19 protein-coding genes are annotated in these 17,368 nt (G+C 62.2%); 9 read left to right on the top strand and 10 right to left on the bottom strand.

Features of this window, described 5'->3' with window-relative positions; genetic code table 11:
* Positions 1 to 60: 60 nt before the first annotated feature.
* The 5 genes from AB3N21_RS03425 to AB3N21_RS03405 form a co-directional block, all read right to left on the bottom strand.
* On the bottom strand, positions 61 to 1,383 hold the full coding sequence (locus AB3N21_RS03425) for an SGNH/GDSL hydrolase family protein (protein WP_367933876.1): 1,323 nt from the start codon (positions 1,381 to 1,383) through the stop codon (positions 61 to 63).
* Positions 1,384 to 1,485: 102 nt separating this feature from the next.
* On the bottom strand, positions 1,486 to 3,321 hold the full coding sequence (locus AB3N21_RS03420) for a carbamoyltransferase (RefSeq protein ID WP_367933875.1): 1,836 nt from the start codon (positions 3,319 to 3,321) through the stop codon (positions 1,486 to 1,488).
* Positions 3,322 to 3,325: 4 nt separating this feature from the next.
* Positions 3,326 to 3,478, bottom strand: a complete 153-nt coding sequence (locus AB3N21_RS03415; protein ID WP_256415894.1) for a DUF5989 family protein — start codon at positions 3,476 to 3,478, stop codon at positions 3,326 to 3,328.
* Positions 3,479 to 3,496: 18 nt separating this feature from the next.
* The gene (locus AB3N21_RS03410) at positions 3,497 to 3,904 is read right to left on the bottom strand and encodes an SxtJ family membrane protein (RefSeq protein WP_171179973.1); all 408 of its coding nucleotides are present in this window, start codon (positions 3,902 to 3,904) and stop codon (positions 3,497 to 3,499) included.
* Between the two features lie 393 nt (positions 3,905 to 4,297).
* Entirely contained in the window at positions 4,298 to 4,861 is a 564-nt protein-coding gene (locus tag AB3N21_RS03405) for a TetR/AcrR family transcriptional regulator (RefSeq protein WP_367933874.1), read from the bottom strand.
* Positions 4,862 to 4,940: 79 nt separating this feature from the next.
* Here AB3N21_RS03405 and AB3N21_RS03400 point away from each other — a divergent pair, with 79 nt between their 5' ends.
* The 4 genes from AB3N21_RS03400 to AB3N21_RS03385 are packed head-to-tail and all read left to right on the top strand — an operon-like array spanning position 4,941 to position 7,498.
* Positions 4,941 to 5,822, top strand: a complete 882-nt coding sequence (locus AB3N21_RS03400; protein WP_367933873.1) for an oxidoreductase — start codon at positions 4,941 to 4,943, stop codon at positions 5,820 to 5,822.
* 53 nt (positions 5,823 to 5,875) lie between these two features.
* A complete protein-coding gene (locus AB3N21_RS03395; protein WP_367933872.1) occupies positions 5,876 to 6,331 on the top strand; it encodes a hypothetical protein in 456 nt (151 codons plus the stop codon).
* Between the two features lie 23 nt (positions 6,332 to 6,354).
* Positions 6,355 to 6,834, top strand: a complete 480-nt coding sequence (locus AB3N21_RS03390; RefSeq protein ID WP_367933871.1) for an SRPBCC family protein — start codon at positions 6,355 to 6,357, stop codon at positions 6,832 to 6,834.
* A complete protein-coding gene (locus AB3N21_RS03385; RefSeq protein ID WP_367933870.1) occupies positions 6,818 to 7,498 on the top strand; it encodes an NAD-dependent epimerase/dehydratase family protein in 681 nt (226 codons plus the stop codon). The genes AB3N21_RS03390 and AB3N21_RS03385 overlap by 17 nt, the downstream gene beginning before the upstream one ends.
* A 137-nt stretch (positions 7,499 to 7,635) precedes the next feature.
* Here AB3N21_RS03385 and AB3N21_RS03380 read toward each other — a convergent pair whose 3' ends face one another.
* Together AB3N21_RS03380 and AB3N21_RS03375 are read right to left on the bottom strand one after the other, a co-directional pair.
* Entirely contained in the window at positions 7,636 to 9,519 is a 1,884-nt protein-coding gene (locus AB3N21_RS03380) for an SLC13 family permease (RefSeq protein ID WP_367933869.1), read from the bottom strand.
* Between the two features lie 256 nt (positions 9,520 to 9,775).
* A complete protein-coding gene (locus tag AB3N21_RS03375; RefSeq protein ID WP_171179987.1) occupies positions 9,776 to 10,162 on the bottom strand; it encodes an OB-fold nucleic acid binding domain-containing protein in 387 nt (128 codons plus the stop codon).
* A 127-nt stretch (positions 10,163 to 10,289) separates the two neighbouring features.
* Here AB3N21_RS03375 and AB3N21_RS03370 point away from each other — a divergent pair, with 127 nt between their 5' ends.
* Together AB3N21_RS03370 and AB3N21_RS03365 are read left to right on the top strand one after the other, a co-directional pair.
* Complete coding sequence (locus AB3N21_RS03370; RefSeq protein WP_171179989.1) at positions 10,290 to 10,613, top strand: 2Fe-2S iron-sulfur cluster-binding protein; 324 nt, start codon at positions 10,290 to 10,292, stop codon at positions 10,611 to 10,613.
* Between the two features lie 356 nt (positions 10,614 to 10,969).
* Positions 10,970 to 11,479 carry an FG-GAP repeat domain-containing protein gene (locus AB3N21_RS03365; RefSeq protein WP_367933868.1) on the top strand — a complete coding sequence of 170 codons (510 nt, stop codon included), beginning with the start codon at positions 10,970 to 10,972 and terminating at the stop codon, positions 11,477 to 11,479.
* 164 nt (positions 11,480 to 11,643) lie between these two features.
* Here the strand turns inward: AB3N21_RS03365 and purD are convergent, their stop codons facing one another.
* Entirely contained in the window at positions 11,644 to 12,906 is a 1,263-nt protein-coding gene (gene purD, locus AB3N21_RS03360) for a phosphoribosylamine--glycine ligase (protein WP_367933867.1), read from the bottom strand.
* Positions 12,907 to 12,980: 74 nt separating this feature from the next.
* Here purD and xseA point away from each other — a divergent pair, with 74 nt between their 5' ends.
* Complete coding sequence (gene xseA / locus AB3N21_RS03355; protein ID WP_367933866.1) at positions 12,981 to 14,468, top strand: exodeoxyribonuclease VII large subunit; 1,488 nt, start codon at positions 12,981 to 12,983, stop codon at positions 14,466 to 14,468.
* A 4-nt stretch (positions 14,469 to 14,472) separates the two neighbouring features.
* Entirely contained in the window at positions 14,473 to 15,114 is a 642-nt protein-coding gene (locus tag AB3N21_RS03350; protein ID WP_367933865.1) for a glutathione S-transferase family protein, read from the top strand.
* 61 nt (positions 15,115 to 15,175) lie between these two features.
* Here the strand turns inward: AB3N21_RS03350 and AB3N21_RS03345 are convergent, their stop codons facing one another.
* Complete coding sequence (locus AB3N21_RS03345) at positions 15,176 to 15,571, bottom strand: hypothetical protein (protein WP_367933864.1); 396 nt, start codon at positions 15,569 to 15,571, stop codon at positions 15,176 to 15,178.
* A complete protein-coding gene (locus AB3N21_RS03340) occupies positions 15,498 to 16,595 on the bottom strand; it encodes an alkane 1-monooxygenase (RefSeq protein ID WP_367933863.1) in 1,098 nt (365 codons plus the stop codon). The genes AB3N21_RS03345 and AB3N21_RS03340 overlap by 74 nt, the downstream gene beginning before the upstream one ends.
* A gap of 128 nt (positions 16,596 to 16,723) precedes the next feature.
* Here AB3N21_RS03340 and AB3N21_RS03335 point away from each other — a divergent pair, with 128 nt between their 5' ends.
* The gene (locus AB3N21_RS03335) at positions 16,724 to 17,362 is read left to right on the top strand and encodes a lysoplasmalogenase (RefSeq protein ID WP_367933862.1); all 639 of its coding nucleotides are present in this window, start codon (positions 16,724 to 16,726) and stop codon (positions 17,360 to 17,362) included.
* Positions 17,363 to 17,368 lie beyond the last annotated feature (6 nt).

Genomic DNA, 17,368 nt, shown 5'->3' with positions numbered 1-17,368 from the left:
TGCCCGACACCCTGCAGCACCATCCGCGAGACCACAATGCTGCGAATGCAATACGGCAACTCAGTTCATCAGACCCTGGTTGCGCAATCCCTTTGCAATGGTGGAAGCTGCCAGCTTTGCCCCTTCTTCATTGAAATGAGAATCCGCGGCAAACAGAGATTTGGGATCATCGGTCGCCTCAAATGCATCCGTCAGGTCGATCAACCTCAGCCCCGCCTGATCCGCCGCCTCCTTCACCATGACCCGCAACGGATCATGAATGAAATCCTGCGACACGAGGCCCTGGAACCGGCGGGCAGGCGGTATGAAAACGACCACCAGTTCGCCGTCCCATTGCGTGACGATATCGGCCGCGCGCTCCAGTACCTGCGCATAAACGGGTGTCGGCTTGGTTGCCCGCGCATAGTGTATTCCGATGATCTCCGAGGTTTTTTGCAGCGCAAAGAAGTTGCGTATGATCCGCTGCTTGCGAAGGAAATCCTTGTAGGACAACGTGGTGGTCTTCCACCAGTCCTGCACCACCTGCGAGGCGATCTCGACCTGCTCGGGGGAGTGTTTGGCGGGGCCGAATTTGGTTCCGGGGTCAAGCACGGGTGTCAGCCACGATATCTCTTTTTCCCGGTACAGGTTCCGCCAGTCGTTGCCCGCAAAGAACGCAAACACCGTCACGTCGGGTTTGAGCTCCGGGCCATACCGCCCCAGCGTTGCCAGTTCCAGCATGGGCCCTGCCCCGCGATGTCCGGTATTGACAAGCTGGGGAATTTCCGTGCGCAGATGGCTGGCCATGTCCCGGCCGTCATCCAGGCAAAACCCCTCGACAAAGGAATCGCCCAGCAACATGACCTCGATATCGTCGTTATAGACCGAATCCGGATTTCTGAACCCGTAACGGTCCGGCCGATACGTCACCGGATCGCCGTAGACCGAGCACATCAACATCTCGCGCCCGGGGATCGGTGCAAGGATCGCATCCTCCAAATCGGTGATTTCCATGACGTTGTTCAGGTGCTTGATGGTGAAGGCCGGTGGCAGGTTCTGCTGATATTGCGCGACGCTCACATCCTCACCCACGACCCCGACCAGACCCAGACGCCCGGGCAGTACCTTGATCGTGACATAGGCCTCGAACGCAAACAGCCCGATCCAAAGGGCGGTTGCGTATATGCCGACCATCAGCCGGGTTTCCCGCGACAGGAAGAGGGCGGCGCACAGAAAAAACAGGCCGATCAGCGCGGGGGCCACGACATACCGGATCACCAACGGGGTGCCGTGCGCGTATTCGGCCGATTTGACAAGCGCGTAAACGACGGTGACGAAACAGTACAACGCCGGCAGCAAACACAGGATCAGGCCAATCCGATTGGCGCGCTTTGCTGTGGTCATCTCGTTGCTCCCTTTCAATTCGGTCGGTCTGCCGCCCGCCACCATCTTTCGGCAGCACCGGCTCACAATCAATAATACACTTTGGCCCCGACGATGGGGCGACTAGTCCAGCTCAAATTTGCTTTCGTAATTAATTCTCAGTTCGGGGTTCTGATCCTCTTTCCGCAGCAGGCAATTGCCGACGACCAGAACTTCGATCTCGGTCCCCATGAAACACCGAAACGCGTCCGTAGGGGTACAGACAATCGGCTCACCCCTGACGTTGAACGACGTGTTCACCACGATCGGGCAGCCGGTCAGCTCTTTGAAGCGAGAGATCAGGGCGTGGTATTTCGGGTTGGTTTCCTTGTGAACCGTTTGCACCCGCGCCGAGTAATCCACATGGGTGACAGCCGGAATGTCCGAGCGCTTGACGTTCAGCTTGTCGATACCGAACAGCGCTTCTTCGTCTTCCGTCATCTGACGGCGCTTCTCGGGCTGCACATCCGCCACGATCAGCATATAGGGGCTGTCGCCGTCCAGTTCGAACCAGTCGGCAACATCCTCGCGCAGCACCGACGGGGCAAAGGGGCGAAAGCTCTCGCGGTATTTGACCTTGAGGTTCAGGGTCTTCTGCATCGTCTCCGAGCGCGGATCGCCCAGAATCGACCGTGCCCCCAAGGCGCGCGGGCCAAACTCCATGCGTCCCTGAAACCAGCCGACCGCCTTGCCATCGGCCAGCGCCTGCGCCGCCAGTTCGGTCACTTCGCCATCCTCATGCGCGCTGAAGACGGCGCCTGCATCGGTCAGTTCGGTCGTGATGGCGTCGGTTCCGAACTCAGGCCCCAGATAGGCCCCCGACATCTGATCGGTGCCGGTCGCCTGCCGGGGCTGGCCCATTTCCTGGTGCCAGGCGGCATAGGCGGCCCCCAGTGCGCCGCCGGCGTCCCCGGCTGCGGGCTGAACCCACAGGTTTTTGAACGCGCCGTCGCGCAGAATTTTTCCATTTGCGACACAATTCAGCGCCACACCCCCGGCCATGCACAAATTGGAAATACCGTGCTCCTCGGCCAGTGACCGGGTGATTCTCAGAATGATCTCTTCGGTCACCGCCTGCACCGATGCCGCCACATCCATATGGAACTGGGTCAGCGGATCGGTTTCCGGTTTGCGCACCTTTTGACCGAACAGCTGCTCCATCGCCTTGCTGGTCATGGTCAGACCGGAGACATAGTTGAAATATTTCTGGTTCAGGCGAAACGAGCCATCCGGTTTCAGATCCACCACGTTGTCCAGGATCAGGTCGCGGTATTTCGGCGTGCCATAGGGCGCCAGACCCATCACCTTGTATTCGCCGGAATTCACCTTGAAACCGGTGAAATAGGTGAAAGCGGAATAGAGCAGGCCCAGCGAGTGCGGAAAGTGCAGTTCCTTCACCATCGTCAGCTCGCTGCCGCGCCCGATACCCACCGTGGTCGTCGCCCATTCCCCCACTCCGTCCACGGTCAGCACAATGGCCTCTTCAAACGGTGAGGGATAAAACGCACTGGCCGCGTGGCTCATGTGGTGCTCGGCAAACAACAGCTTCTCGCCGGAAAAACCCGGCGCGATCTGGCGCAGCTGTTTGGTCAAAAGATCCTTGAGAAACAGTTTCTCGCGCAGCCAAACCGGCATCGCCATGCGAAACGAGTTGAACCCGCGCGGGGCCGCGGCCAGATAGGTCTCCATCAGCCGTTCGAACTTGAGGAACGGCTTGTCGTAGAACACCACGCCTTCCACGTCATCCAGGGTGATCCCGCCCGCCTCCAGGACATACTGGATGGCCTTGGCGGGAAATCCGGGGTCGTGTTTGCGGCGGGTAAACCTTTCCTCCTGCGCGGCGGCCACGATCTGGCCGTCACGCATCAGCGCTGCCGCACTGTCATGATAGAGTGCCGACACACCCAGAAGATACGCCATGGCTTTAGAATAGCGTGTAGACGAAAGGTGCGATGGCCGAGCCCTGGCTCGCCACGATCAGGCCGCCGAACACGGCCAATACAATCAGGATCGGAAGCAGCCAGTACTTCTTTCTCACCCTCATGAACATCCACATCTCGGAAACAAACGAAACCATCCGATACCCCCAAAAAACCTAAAACTGATACTTCATACTGCGCGGCTGTTCCTCGCGCTTGATCCAATAGCTTTCCGCATCCCTGTCCTGGCGCAAGGATAACAAATCCTTACCCAACAGCCGCATAACTAGTCCGATCGGAACAAAAGTCGTGACAAAAACCAGCGCCATCACAATCGGCGCCACGATCGCCCCCAAGAGCATTCCGAACTTGAACCACAGCCGGTTGGGTTCGCGCAGCAGATGCGGCGCCACAAAGGCAATTCCCAGAATCACGCCGGCAATCAGCAGCGGCACAAGGCGCACCGACCCCGATCCGCTCCACAACGGCCACAGTCCGATGATGGTGAATACTAGGGCGAAAACAATGCCAAAGCTGCGTTCCGACCCAACTTCAACGGCGACATTCGCGCGATGATCATCCATGACACTCAATACATTTGCTTTATCAAAATTCGGTCTGTGTATAACACATGGCCGAAGAAAAGCAAACAAACCTGAGCCTCAAATACGTGGCATAGCCGCCGTCCACGATCTGTCGACAGGCCGGGATCTCGCCCCTCCCGGCGGGCCAGCGTTTCCCGCCTTTTTTATCAGGCTCGAAATGGGTGGCTCGACCTCGGCCGGGCCATGCGCTTGAGGATTTCAAAAGTCGGTGAGTGGTGGCTCGGGATCAGCTCAACGCCCCCTCTTTCCGGGCCGCCTCTGTCTGTCTGACCAAGCCTGTTGGACCAAGTGCAGCAGACGGCTGGTTAGAGGCCGTACTGATGGGTAATGCGGTCCGAGCAAACGCAGCTTTCCATCCAACGCAGGAACGGATCACGTCCCACCGGTCACCTTCAACACTGAAACCCGCAGCGCCCCAAGCAGATCCAGCAGGTGCTTCCTGCTTCTCGCATTGTATTTTGCCGCCGTGGCCGAGCGTTGAACGAAGTCTGCAAACTGCCCGACCGTCAGACCGTTCCTTTCGACCTCGCTCGCATAGGGACCAATGACCCCTGAAATGACCTCAATGTTCCGCTGGGCCCCCTCCTCCAGCTCATTCTGGCTGGACGCATTGAACCCCGCGACGATGTCTTCGGCGTTGGGGGACGTGTGCATCAGATCGAAATGCTCGATCGCGATGTGCTTGAAGATGACATCCAGCTGATCGCCGAGACCATCCGCCTTTTTCAAACCGGCCTCGATATCGGCAATCACCCTGTCGGCCAGCAATCGTATCGTCGCCTGCAGCACCGCGTCCTTGTTTGCAAAGGCGTTGTACAGCGTTTGCCGCGATATGCCGGCCTCTGACGCAATGTCGTTCATACCGGTCCGCTTCACCCCGTAGCGGATGAACAGCCGCATGGCGGCCTCGATGATGCGTATTTCGCGTTCGTTCATTTTTACATATTGACAAACAGACACTGTATGTCAATATTTACACTCATACGTAAAATGTCCAATCGTCAGGAAGCGAGCCATGAACACGCAGCCTCAGAAAATCGCCATCGTCACCGGGGCCAATAACGGCATCGGCTTCGAAACGGCCGCAGGCATGGCCGAAGCCGGGTATCACGTCGTCATGGCCTGCCGGAGCCAGGCGAAAGCGGAAGCCGCCCGTGATGAACTGATCGCAAAAGTGCCGTCAGCATCGCTCGACATCATCCTTCTGGATCTGGGCGATTTCGCTTATGTTCAGCGCTTTGCTGAAGACTTTCGCGCACGCTACGAAAAGCTCGATGTGCTGATCAACAATGCCGGCATCCTGCTTTACTCGGCCCAAACCAATGGCGGCGGCATTGAGCTTCAGTTTGCCACCAACCATCTGGGGCATTTCCTGTTGACCGCCCTTCTGATTGACCTGATGCCCGATAATCCCGCATCAAGAATCGTCGCGCTGTCGAGCCTTGGCCACAAGGGTGCCAGCATCCATTTCGATGACCTGACCTGTGGTGGGGACGGCGGTATCGCCTATGGGCAGTCGAAACTCGCCTGCCTCCTGTTTGGTGATGAATTGGATCGCCGCCTGCGGGCCTCGGGCAGGAAGATCAAGGCGCTCTCGGTCCATCCCGGCGGCTCTGACTCCGGGCTGTTCACCGACATGAGCGACGCGCAACGCAGCAAGCTGAAGGCGCAGGTCGAACAGTTCCTTCACTCCAATGCGTCGGCGGCCAAACCCGCTCTGCACGCAGCATTGTCGCCAGACGTCAAGGGCGGAGACTATTACGGACCAACCGGCCCGCAGGAAATGAGCGGCGAAGTGGGCCACGCTACACGCGATCTGATCACCGGCGATCTTGACGTCGCAGGGCGGCTTTGGCGCGTGTCCGAGGAACTGACGGGCAAGACATTCTCTCTCTGAGCCCTTCCATCGCAAAACCAATCGGAATGAAACGAACCATCTGGAGGGAGTGAATGAGGGGATTTGTGAACATGTCGTCTCGGGCATTCAGCTATCTGATCGTCATCGCCGCAGCCGTAATGCTGGGATGGGGTCTTTTGGGCTTTCTGGAATATTTCACCGGGCTGGCCCCGCTGATGCCCCTGCAGAACCCGACATTCCCGGGCGGGACGCAAACTGTCCATTGGGTGTTGATCACACTCTCCGGTGCCACTTTTCTGGCCGGGTACGTCCTGCGCTGGCGCTACACGCCCGTAGCCATGCTGGTGCTGTTTGCATCGCTGGCCACGATGTGCGCCATCCAGACCTTCGACTTTCTCGAAAACCCGGATCGCTACAGAAATTTCGCTCAGGAATGCGTCAACTACGTCGTCATCTCGATCTACCTCTTCCGGTCAGAGCGGATGCGCGAGCGGTTCGGCCAAATCACGAGCGTAGGTGCTGCGCAAACCTTGCCGCAAAGTGCTTAATGGGTGCCCCGGAAAGGAAAATCATGGAAGCCGCAAGATCCGAAAAAGTCAGCCTGGCACATCACAAGATCTACACCGAGATCCTCATTGATGCCTCTCCGGATGTGGTCTGGTCGGTGTTGACCGACACAGGCAGCTATGGCGACTGGGCGGCTTTTCTGGTCGATATCAAGGGCGAGATAAGGGACGGAACGCAAATAACGACGGTGTTTCAGGTCGATCCGGCGAAAGAAAAGCTGACGACCATCGACCACAGAATAACGGTCGTGGACGGCGAGACGTTCTTCTGGGCCGAAAAGGGCCCGGGCGGCATCCGGGACAATCACCATTTCAGGGTCGAACCCGCCGCCGAGGGAAAAACCCGGTTCATCCAATCTGACGAGATCATGGGCGGGATCACCTGGCTGATGGGTGGCCGATTGGCGAAGATGTATGAGGACGGGTATCAGGCTTTCAATCGTGGCCTGAAAGCCGAAGCCGAACGCCGTGCCCGTGCAAAATGAACAAAACCCCAGGGCGCTCGGGCGCGTCCTGCTGACCGGGGGCACCGGCATGGTCGGCTCTTCCGTGCTGTCGGCGCTGCTCGATGCGGACAGCGCCTCTGAAGTCATTTCCCTGGGTCGTAGGCCATCCGGGCGCCAACACCACAAACTGACCGAAGTCACCTTCGCGGCGTTTGGCGATGCCGAGGCTATCACGCCGCATGTCGCGGGCGTCGACACGGTGTTCCACTGCCTCGCCACCTATTCCAGCCGCGTCAGCCGCGAAGCCTACGAAGAGATAACGGTCGACTGGCTGGGCGCGCTTCTGCACGCCTGCGAGACGGCGTCGCCCTCGATGACGTTCTGCCTGTTTTCGGCTCAGGGCGCGCGACCGGACGGGGGCGGAATGTCTTTCGCGCTGAAGGTCAAAGGCAAGGCAGAGACCGCCTTGTTCAAGTCAAACATCGCCCGGAAATTCGCGTTCCGGCCGGGCTACATCGCACCCTCCGGATCGCGGGACGGCTGGAAGCTGGCCGATTACCTGTTTGTGCCCGTGCAACGGCTCATTCCGTCGATTGGTTTAACATCCAACGAACTGGCCCTTTCGATGCTGAAGACGGCCACGAATGATCCACGGCACTCAGCGGTGCTGGAAAACGGGGACATGCGGACCCTGCTGGATTAGCCTCACGCCCGCACTTAGTGCGCTGTAACTGGGCCCGATGAGGTGCAGGCGCCCGAACGCGCCGGGCATCAACTCGACCTCACCGCGCACCCGCAAACAGGCAAGCAAACTTGACCCGACATCGGCACCTGCAGCGCCTAGAACACCACGTTCAGCATCACCATCGACACGATGAGAAACAGCACGGTCATGATGCCGCCGCTCTTCAGGAAATCCGTGACCTTGTAGCCCGCCGGCCCCATGATCAGCGCGTTTACCTGATGGGTCGGTATGATGAACGAGTTCGACGTCGAGATCGCGACCGTCAGCGCGAACAGCGCCGGGCTTGCGTCGGCGGCAACCGCGATTGAGACCGCCAGCGGCACCAGCAGCACGGTTGCACCCACATTCGACATCACCAGCGAGAACACGGTGGCCAGGACGGCGACACCCAGCTGCAGCGACCAGACCGGCCAGCCATCGAGTATCGCCAGAATTTGCTGAGCGATCCATTCCGCCGTTCCGGTATTCTGAACCGCCTGCCCCAGCGGGATCAGACTGGCCAGCAGAAAGACGGTGTTCCACCCCACCGCGCGATAGGCCTCGTCAATGCTCAGGACACGGCTGAGCAGCATCCCGACCGCGCCGGTCAGCAGGCAGAGCGACAGGCGCACGTCCGTGAACAGGATCAGCGACAGCGAGACGGCAAAGAACAGGAGCGCCCAGCCGACCTTGTGCGGGCGCAGCTCCTCTTGCGGGAAATCGGTGGTCACCACGATGAAATCCTGGTCCCGCTTGATGCGCATCAGGTTGTCCCAGCGGGTATGGGCGACCAGCATGTCCCCCGCCTGAAACGGAACCAGCCCGATCTGGGTCGGCTCATGCTCTTCGGTTTTCACATGGCTCAGGGTCTCTTCACCCCGGTGAATGGCCATCAGGCTCAGGCCATAGGTCTTGCGCAGCAGCAACTGGCGGGGGCTTTTGCCGATCAGCTTGGAATCCGGCGGGATCACCAACTCGGCCACACCGGCATTTGTGGGGGCAAACTCCTCGACAAAGACATCCAGTTCGGGCCGAACGGTCAGCCCGTACTTCTTTGCAAAGTTCTGGACCACGTACCTGTTGCCGATGATGGCCAACCGGCACGGCGCCGCGATCTCGGCGGTCAGGATCTGGATCATCGACACTTTGCCGCGATAGAAGGTGGAGATGATGTAGAGATTGTTCTCGTTGTTGATGTCGGCCAGGATTTGCCCCACCAGCGCGCTGTCGGCGGGCACGTCAACCTCGAAGACATCCGCATGAAGCCCGTAGATACGCTCCAGATATTCCGCGGTCCCGCCGCCGGCCGACACTTCGGCCGCTTCCGCCGTCCCCGGCAGAACCCAGCGGCCGAGAAGCAGGAAATACAGGATGCCGGTGCCCACAAGCGCGGCGCCGATGGGGGTTACGGAGAACAACCCGAATGGCGGTATCTTGGCATCGTCGGGCAACCCGGCATTTGCGGTCAGGATCAGATCGTTCAGCAGGATCAGCGGCGATGATCCAACCATCGTCATGGTCCCGCCAAGGATCGCGCAAAAGCCCATCGGCATCAGCAGACGGCTGATCGCTATTCCCGAGCGCACCGAGATCCGGCTGACAACCGGCAGAAACAGCGCCGCCGCACCGACATTCTGCAAAAAGCTCGAGATGAAGCCCACGGTTCCCGACACGATCGGAAGAATCCGCGCCTCGGTGGTGCCGCCATGTTTGAGAATGGACGAAGCCACCTTGTTCATGATCCCGGTCCGGTCCAGCCCGGCCCCGACGATCATCACGGCGATAATGGATATGACGGCGTTGGATGCAAAGCCATCGAACAGATGTGTCACATCGGCCAGGTTTTCCAGCCCCGGCAGATAGCTCAGGATGCCCACGATCACGAGAACGAGCAGCGCGGCCAGGTCAATTCGGATAATCTCGGAGACGAACAGGAAGACCGTAAATCCCAAAAGGCCCAGAACGACCGCCATTTCATTCGTGAATTGCAGAGCTTCCATTATGCCCCCCGGAACAGTTCAGACGTATTGTGACCCAAAAAACGGCTGGCCCGCGCAAGGTTTGGCCGCACGGAGTCTTTAGTCCCTATCACACTTCCGACAATTTGTCAGATTTCACATTCTATTTATTGAATTCGATACAGAAAACTGCGCAAGCCAAGCCTCAGGAACACGCATGCGTGTGATGGGGCTTGTCCACCTTTCCCAGTGGCTGCGTTCTATGAAGATTGGCAAAGGATGGGTGAAATCACCCATCCTACACTGCGCTCCGAACCTCTTCCCCCTGCACCAGCAGATCCAGCATGCCCGAGATATCCTCAACCTCCTCGGCGATCACATGGGTCACCGAATCCGCCCGCTGCATCTGCCCGGTGATGCGCAACAGCCGCCCCGCGATCACCGCGCGGCGGAAGCGTTCGAACACCTTGCGCCAGACGATCACGTTGACCACGCCGGTCTCGTCCTCGAGCGTGACAAAGATCACCCCCTTGGCCGTCCCCGGCCGTTGCCGCAGGATGACCAGCCCCGCCACGGCCACCCGCGCGCCCTCGGGCGGATCGCCCAGCCGGGCGGCAGGCAAGCAGGCGGGCGGGCGCGGCCAGTCGCGGCCCGGGGCCGGGGTGGGAACGGGGATCACATGCATGAGAACAAATATAGAACATGCGTAACGAATGTCCAGACGCGGCCCGGTGCGTCGCAATTGAGGCTAGAATCGTTCCAACAGCTTGACTAAGGAAGATGCGGAACATCGCAGAAGGAAGACGCGAGCAATGGCAAAGATTACCTATATCGAGCATGGCGGGACCGAGCACACTGTCGATGTCGCCAACGGCCTGACCGTGATGGAAGGTGCCCGCGACAACAATATTCCCGGCATCGAGGCTGATTGCGGCGGCGCCTGCGCCTGCTCGACCTGCCATGTCTATGTCCATCCCGACTGGGTCGAGAAGCTGCCCACCAAGGACGATATGGAAGAGGACATGCTCGACTTTGCCTACGAGCCCGACCCCTCGCGCTCGCGCCTGACCTGCCAGATCAAGGTCACCGACGCGCTGGACGGTCTGGTCGTGCAGATGCCCGAAAAGCAGATCTGATGCCAAGGCAGGCGCCGCGCCTGCCAGCACGCCCGTGGCACGCATATGCCCGCGGCGCAGGGCTGGCGTTGAGCCTGTGGCTGGGTTTGTCGAGCGCGGCCGAGGCCTGCCGAGCTTCCCCCCGTCATTGGGGAATCTCCAACGGCTCATATGTCATCACACCGGGTTGCAAAGGCGGTCAGTTCACAACCTGTCCGGGGCAAACTATCTCCTCGGCTTGGTACAGCCACGAAACCAGCCGCTATGCGCATGGCGTTCTCGGGGATGCCATCGAATACGCTCAGCTCACTGTCCACTCCAGCGACCCCCTCGCAGACACGTGCGGAACAAAATCCGCGCGGCTGGATGATCTTCACGTGTTCGAAGATATCGCCCCGCGGCTCGTGGATCTGGACCGGGATCAAAGCGCGGAAATCATCACCGTGCGCAGCCACGCCGAGAAAGGCGCACAGCTCGCGATCTACGCCGACCGGGGCGGGTATGATCTTCAACTTGTCGCCGCAACTCCTTATATCGGAAGAAAGAACCGCTGGCTGGCCCCCGCGGGAGCCGCCGATCTGGATGGCGACGGATATGTCGAGATCGCCTATGTCGACCGCCCGCACCTCGCCAAAACGCTCCGCATCTGGCGGTTCCGGGACGGGGAACTGAGTGAAATCGCCGCTCTGCCCGGCCTCACCAATCACCGCATCGGCGAGGATTTCATCTCGGGCGGCCTGCGCGACTGCAGCACCGGACCCGAACTCATCCTGGCCAGCGGCGATTGGCGCCGTATCGTATCAGTCCGGTTCGACGAGGGCTGGGTGACCCGCGACCTCGGCGCATATGGCCGAGACCGCATGGTCCAAACGATGGAGTGCGGCTAGCACGTTCTCATCACCTCAACAGAAAACTCTTTTGATCTGGTCCCGGGTGAACACACCCCGCCGCGCGCCCCGCGCGCGGCGTCGGGCCCAACGGGAGGCAACGCCGCAGGCGTGGCCGACGGGCGGGAGCTTCCCGGTTCCCGATCCTCGACCGATACTATGTCCTACAGCGCCCGCCAGCCGATATCGCGGCGGTAGAAGCCGCCGGGCCAGTCCACCGCCTCGACCATCGCATAAGCCTGGTCGCGTGCCTCCTGCAACGTGTCGCCCCGCGCGGTCACGTTCAGAACCCGGCCTCCAGACGCCAGCACGGCCCCGCCCTCGGCCCTGGTCCCGGCGTGAAACACCATGTTGCGGCTGTCCTCGGGCAGCGCCTCCAGCCCCTTGATCTCGGTCCCCTTCTCATATGATCCGGGATAGCCATTGGCCGCCATCACCACCGTCATCGCGTGATCGTCGGCCCAGTTCACCCGGGCCTCGGCCAGACGCCCCTCGGCCGCCGCATGCATCAGGTCCATCGCCTGCGCGCCCAGCCGCATCATCAGCACCTGGCATTCCGGATCGCCGAACCGCACGTTGTATTCCACCAACCGGGGTTGACCATCCTTGATCATCAGCCCGGCATAGAGCACGCCCTGAAACGGCACCCCGCGCCGGGCCATTTCGGCCATGGTCGGGCGCACGATCTGATCCATCGCGCGCGCCTCGACCTCGGGGCTCAGCACCGGCGCCGGAGAATAGGCGCCCATGCCGCCGGTGTTCAGCCCGGTATCGCCCTCACCCACCCGCTTGTGGTCCTGCGCGGTCCCGATCGAGAGGATGTCGGTGCCATCGCACAGCACGAAGAGCGACGCCTCCTCGCCCTCCATGAACTCCTCGATCACCACCTCGGCCCCGGCCCCGCCAAAGGCACCGCCGAACATGTCATCGACCGCCTCCAGCGCGGTGGCCTCGTCCATGGCCACGATCACGCCCTTGCCCGCGGCCAGACCATCGGCCTTCACCACGATCGGCGCGCCCTGCGCCCGGACATAAGCCTTGGCCGGTTCGGCTTCGGTGAACCGCACATAAGTCGCCGTCGGCGCCCCCGCCGCATCGCAGATCTCCTTGGTAAAGCTCTTCGATGCCTCCAGCCGCGCCGCGCCCTCGGAGGGGCCAAAGACCAGTATCCCCGCCTCGCGCAGCCGGTCCGCCACCCCGGCGGCCAAAGGTGCCTCGGGCCCCACGATCACGAAGTCGATGGCGTTTTCCTCGGCAAAGCTGACCACGGCTCCGCCATTCTCGATGTCAAACGACGCACACTCGGCGATCTGCGCGATCCCGGCATTTCCCGGCGCCACGATCAGACGGTCGCATTTGGGGTTCTGCATCACCGCCCAGGCCAGCGCATGTTCGCGCCCGCCGCTGCCGAGAATGAGGATGTTCATGAAGGTCTCCGATCTGCTTGGCCTCGCCTGCGCGGCGTTCTAAGCTGCGCGGGCAGTCTAAACAAGGCGATGAAATGTCCGACCTCCTCGACGACCCCGTTCCCGGGCAGAACATGCCCGAATACACCGTCTCGGAACTCTCCGGCGAGGTGAAGCGCACGCTGGAAGGCTCCTTTGGCCGCATCCGCGTGCGCGGCGAGGTGGGGCGGGTGTTCAAGGCCCGCTCAGGCCACCTCTATTACGACGTCAAGGACGACCGGAACGTGCTGGCCTGCACCACGTGGAAAGGCCAAATCGCCGGGCTGTCGGTCGTGCCGGAAGAAGGTCTGGAGGTTGTCGTCACAGGCCGCCTCACTGCCTTCGGTGCCCAGTCCAAATACAACATGAACGTGGATGAAGTCGCGGTTGCCGGTCAGGGCGCGCTGATGGCGCTCTTGGAAAAACGCAAGAAACAGCTCGAGGCCGAAGGGCTGTTCGCGCCCGAGCGCAAGCGCCCCCTGCCCTATCTGCCGCAGATCATCGGCGTGGTGACCTCGCCCTCGGGCGCGGTGATCCGCGACATCCTGCACCGCCTGCGCGACCGGTTCCCGCGCAAGGTGCTGATCTGGCCGGTGGCCGTGCAGGGCAGCAATTGCGCCCCCGAGGTCGCCCGCGCCATCGAAGGAATCAACAAGCTGACCCCCGGCGGCGCCCTGCCCCGGCCCGACCTGATCATCGTCGCGCGCGGCGGCGGCTCCATCGAGGATCTCTGGGGCTTCAACGAGGAAATCGTCGCCCGCGCGGCAGCCGCCTCGCAAATCCCGCTGATCTCGGCGGTGGGGCACGAGACCGACACCACCCTGATCGACTACGTCTCGGACCGCCGCGCGCCCACCCCCACCGCTGCCGCCGAACTGGCGGTCCCGGTGCGGATGGAACTGCTGGCCTGGACCGGCGAACAGGGCGCTCGCCTTGCCCGCGCCGCCGCCGACACGGTGCAGCGCCGCGCCCAGCGTCTCAGCGATCTCAGCCGCGCCCTGCCGCGCGCCGAGACATTGCTCGACACCCCGCGCCAGAGGCTCGATCAGGTGGCCGAGCGCCTGCCCAATGCCCTGATCCGGGGCGTGCAGAACCGGCGGGTGAAGCTGCTGGACATCTCGGCCCACCTGCGCCCGTCCACCTTGCGCGGTCTGGTCGAAACCCGCCGGGACCGCTGCCGCAACCTCGCCTCACGCCTGTCGCTGCGCCCGATCCGACGCGAAATGCAAGCCCAGCGCGACGCGCTCACCCGCCTGTCCGAACGCCTCGACACCGCCCAAACCGCCCGTGTCGACCGGCTGCGCCAGCAACTCGACGCCACCGACCGGCTGCGCGAGACACTCAGCTACAAGGCCACGCTGGAGCGCGGCTACGCCGTTGTCCGCGCCGAGGGAGAGGTCGTCACCACCAAGTCACAGGCCGCCAAACACGCCGCGCTGGAAATCGAATTCGCCGATGGCCGCCTGACCACCGGCGGCGCCTCTTCGAAACCAACCCCAAAGAAACCCAAACCCGAACCGCCCAGCCAGGGCTCGCTGTTCTGAGCGCATGCTGACGATCTGGGGCCGCAAGACATCCTCGAACGTGCAGGCCCTGATGTGGTGCGTCGGCGAGCTGGGCCTGCCCTACCGGCGCCATGATGCCGGCCACCGCTTCGGCGGCCTCGACACCGACGCGTTCGCCGCCCTGAACCCCAACCGCACCATCCCGGTGCTGCAGGACGGCGACGACCCACCGCTGTGGGAAACCGGCGCCATCCTGCGCTATCTGGCGGCGCACTACGGCGACGACCAATTCTGGCCGCGCGCCCCCCTGCGCCGCGCTGAAACCGACAAATGGGCCGAATGGGCCAAGCTCAACGTGGCGATGGCCTTCACGGTGCCGGTGTTCTGGCGCGTGGTCCGCACCGCCCCTGCGGACCGCGACCCAGACGCCATTCGCGCGGCAGTCGACGCGCTGGAAACCAAGCTCGCCATCGCCGACGCGCAACTTGGCCTACACCCATACCTCGCCGGAGACACCTTCACGCTCGCCGACATCCAGTTCGGCCACGTGCTCTACCGCTATTACGACATAGACATAGCCCACAGGCCGCTGCTCAACCTCGCCCGCTACCACCAAAACCTGACAGATCGCCCCGCCTATCGCGAACACGTCATGCTATCCTACGACGAACTGAAAGCAGACTAACCCCACCCCGCTTCTTCTTGCCAAAAATACGCAAATCCCGCAGATGCCACCGGGTGCCGCATCAGACCCCCACCTCGGGCCCGTAACACAGCATCTCTTCCCCGATATCCTCGGCCTCGTACAGCTCGGTCGCTTCCGGATCCCCCTGAAACCGCGCGATCAGCCCGCCGGGCGTGCGGTTGAACACCCAGCATTGCGGGTCCAGCCGGTCCTCGTAGATAAAACAGATCTGCTCTTCCCGCTCATACCAGATCCCCTCCTTGCAGTCCCCATCCAGAAAGGACCACAGCACGCGGCGGTTCGGCATATAGCGCTCGACCCCGTAGGCCACGCCATCGAAGCCGTAAAACAGGGTCTTGCCGCGGGTATAGCTGTCGAACTCCTCAGCCGACATCGGGCCCTGGGCCCACGCCGCCTGAACCGACAGCAACAGCAGAATCACGGATCGCTTCAGCATGGCCCGATTGTGGCAGATCGCTGCCCGCGCGGCCACTCACGATGGCGACACGGGGGTCCATCACCCGGCGCCAGAGCGGCGGGATCAGGGCCAGCAACGCCATCACCGGCATCGAGCGTGGCCAGACCGGCATCCCGTCCTCCAGCCGCAGCGCCGGATAAATCCGGCTCGGGTTCATGTGATGATCCGAATGACGCGGCGCGTTCAGCATCATCGCCCCGCTATACCAGTGCGGTGCGTTCCACGCATGTTGCGGCCCCGCCGGTTCCGCCCGTCCCTGCGCATCCACGCGCCGCCGCAACCCGTAATGCTGCACATAATCGGCCAACAGCAGCTGCGCCTGCGCATATCCCGCAAGCGCCAGCAGTGCCAGCGCGCCGCCAGACCCTGCCAAAACCCAAGCCGCCCATAACGCGGTCACCGCCCCGCCGACATAGATCACATAAGGATGCCCCGGCCCCACACCCCGCCGCAATGCAGTCTCCGCCCGAAACCCGGCCACAAACGAGCCCACCCAGGCGCGCAGCAGGAAATACCAGTAACTCTCCCCCAGCCGGGCCGAGTTCGGGTCCTGCTCCGTCGCCACGTGCACGTGATGCACCCGCCGATGGGCCGAGGCATGGTGCCCGAACAGCAACGAGACATAAACGGCCACCCCCAGCGCCCGCTCCCACCGGGCAGCACGATGGATCAGCTCATGCGCGTTCGAGTTCGACACCTGCCCCAGAAACAACCCAGCCGCCAGCCCAAGGCCCAGCCCCTGCGCCACGGTCAGCTCTCCCTGACCCAGAACCGCGACCGACAGGCCCAGAACCACAAAATGCCCGAGCCCCAGAACAACCGACAGCCCCCGCGCCCAGGCGCTCCCATCCTGCACCGGCAACAGACCGTCCCAAAGCCGGTCCATCACCCAGACATGCGCCGTCATGGCCAGCAGCGACAGCCAGATCCAGACGCCGCCCAACAGGCAGGCCATCAGAATCAGACCCGCAGGCAAAAAGCTCGCAATCGCGTACCAGAGCATCCAATCCAACCTTCGGGGCACCAAACCAGAGCATAACATCGCGTCACCCCGAGGCCCTGTCAAACCTTGCCGGTTGAAATGCGGCCGGATTTTTGCCCCTCTGGGCAGGCTGACGAAAGGACAACCCGATGATGCCGTTTCTGTTTTTCGGCGCCGCTGCCTGCGCACTGGCCTACCTGCCCCGGACCGCGCGTCCGGCAAGCCTGCTGCGCACCGTGCTCAAGACCGGATCGGTGGCCCTGCTCGCCCTGATCGCGTGGCAGAATGGCGCGCCGTTGCTGCTGACCGGCGCGCTTGGCCTCTGCGCGCTGGGCGACGCCCTGCTCTCGCGCGAAACCGACAGCACCTTCATGGCAGGCATCGGTGCCTTCGCCGCCGGGCACATCGCCTATATCGCCCTGTTCCTCAGCCACCCGGCCAGCGATCCCGCCCGCATCGCCACGCAACCGGGCGTGATCGTGGCGCTGGTGCTTCTGGGCCTCGTCATGGCCATCCTGCTTGCACCCCGTGCCGGAGAGCTCAGGGGCCCGGTTCTGGCCTATATCCCGATCATCCTCGGCATGGGGATCACCGTGCTGGCCCTGCCCAAGGACTCGCCGCTGGACTGGGCCTTTCCCGCCGCGCTGGCCTTCATCGCCTCGGACCTGATCCTGGCCGCCGAGAAGTTCCTGCTGCCGTATGGCCACCCGGCCCTGCGCCTGACCCCCTATCTGGTCTGGACACTCTATTGGGGGGCGCAAGCCGGGCTGCTCCTTGCGTTCTCCTGACCCTTT

Origin of the sequence: Ruegeria sp. (genome assembly GCF_040830605.1) — a bacterium.
GTDB lineage: Bacteria > Pseudomonadota > Alphaproteobacteria > Rhodobacterales > Rhodobacteraceae > Ruegeria.
The sequence above is the reverse complement of the archived record's forward strand: the minus strand, read 5'-3'. Positions and strand labels throughout refer to the sequence as shown.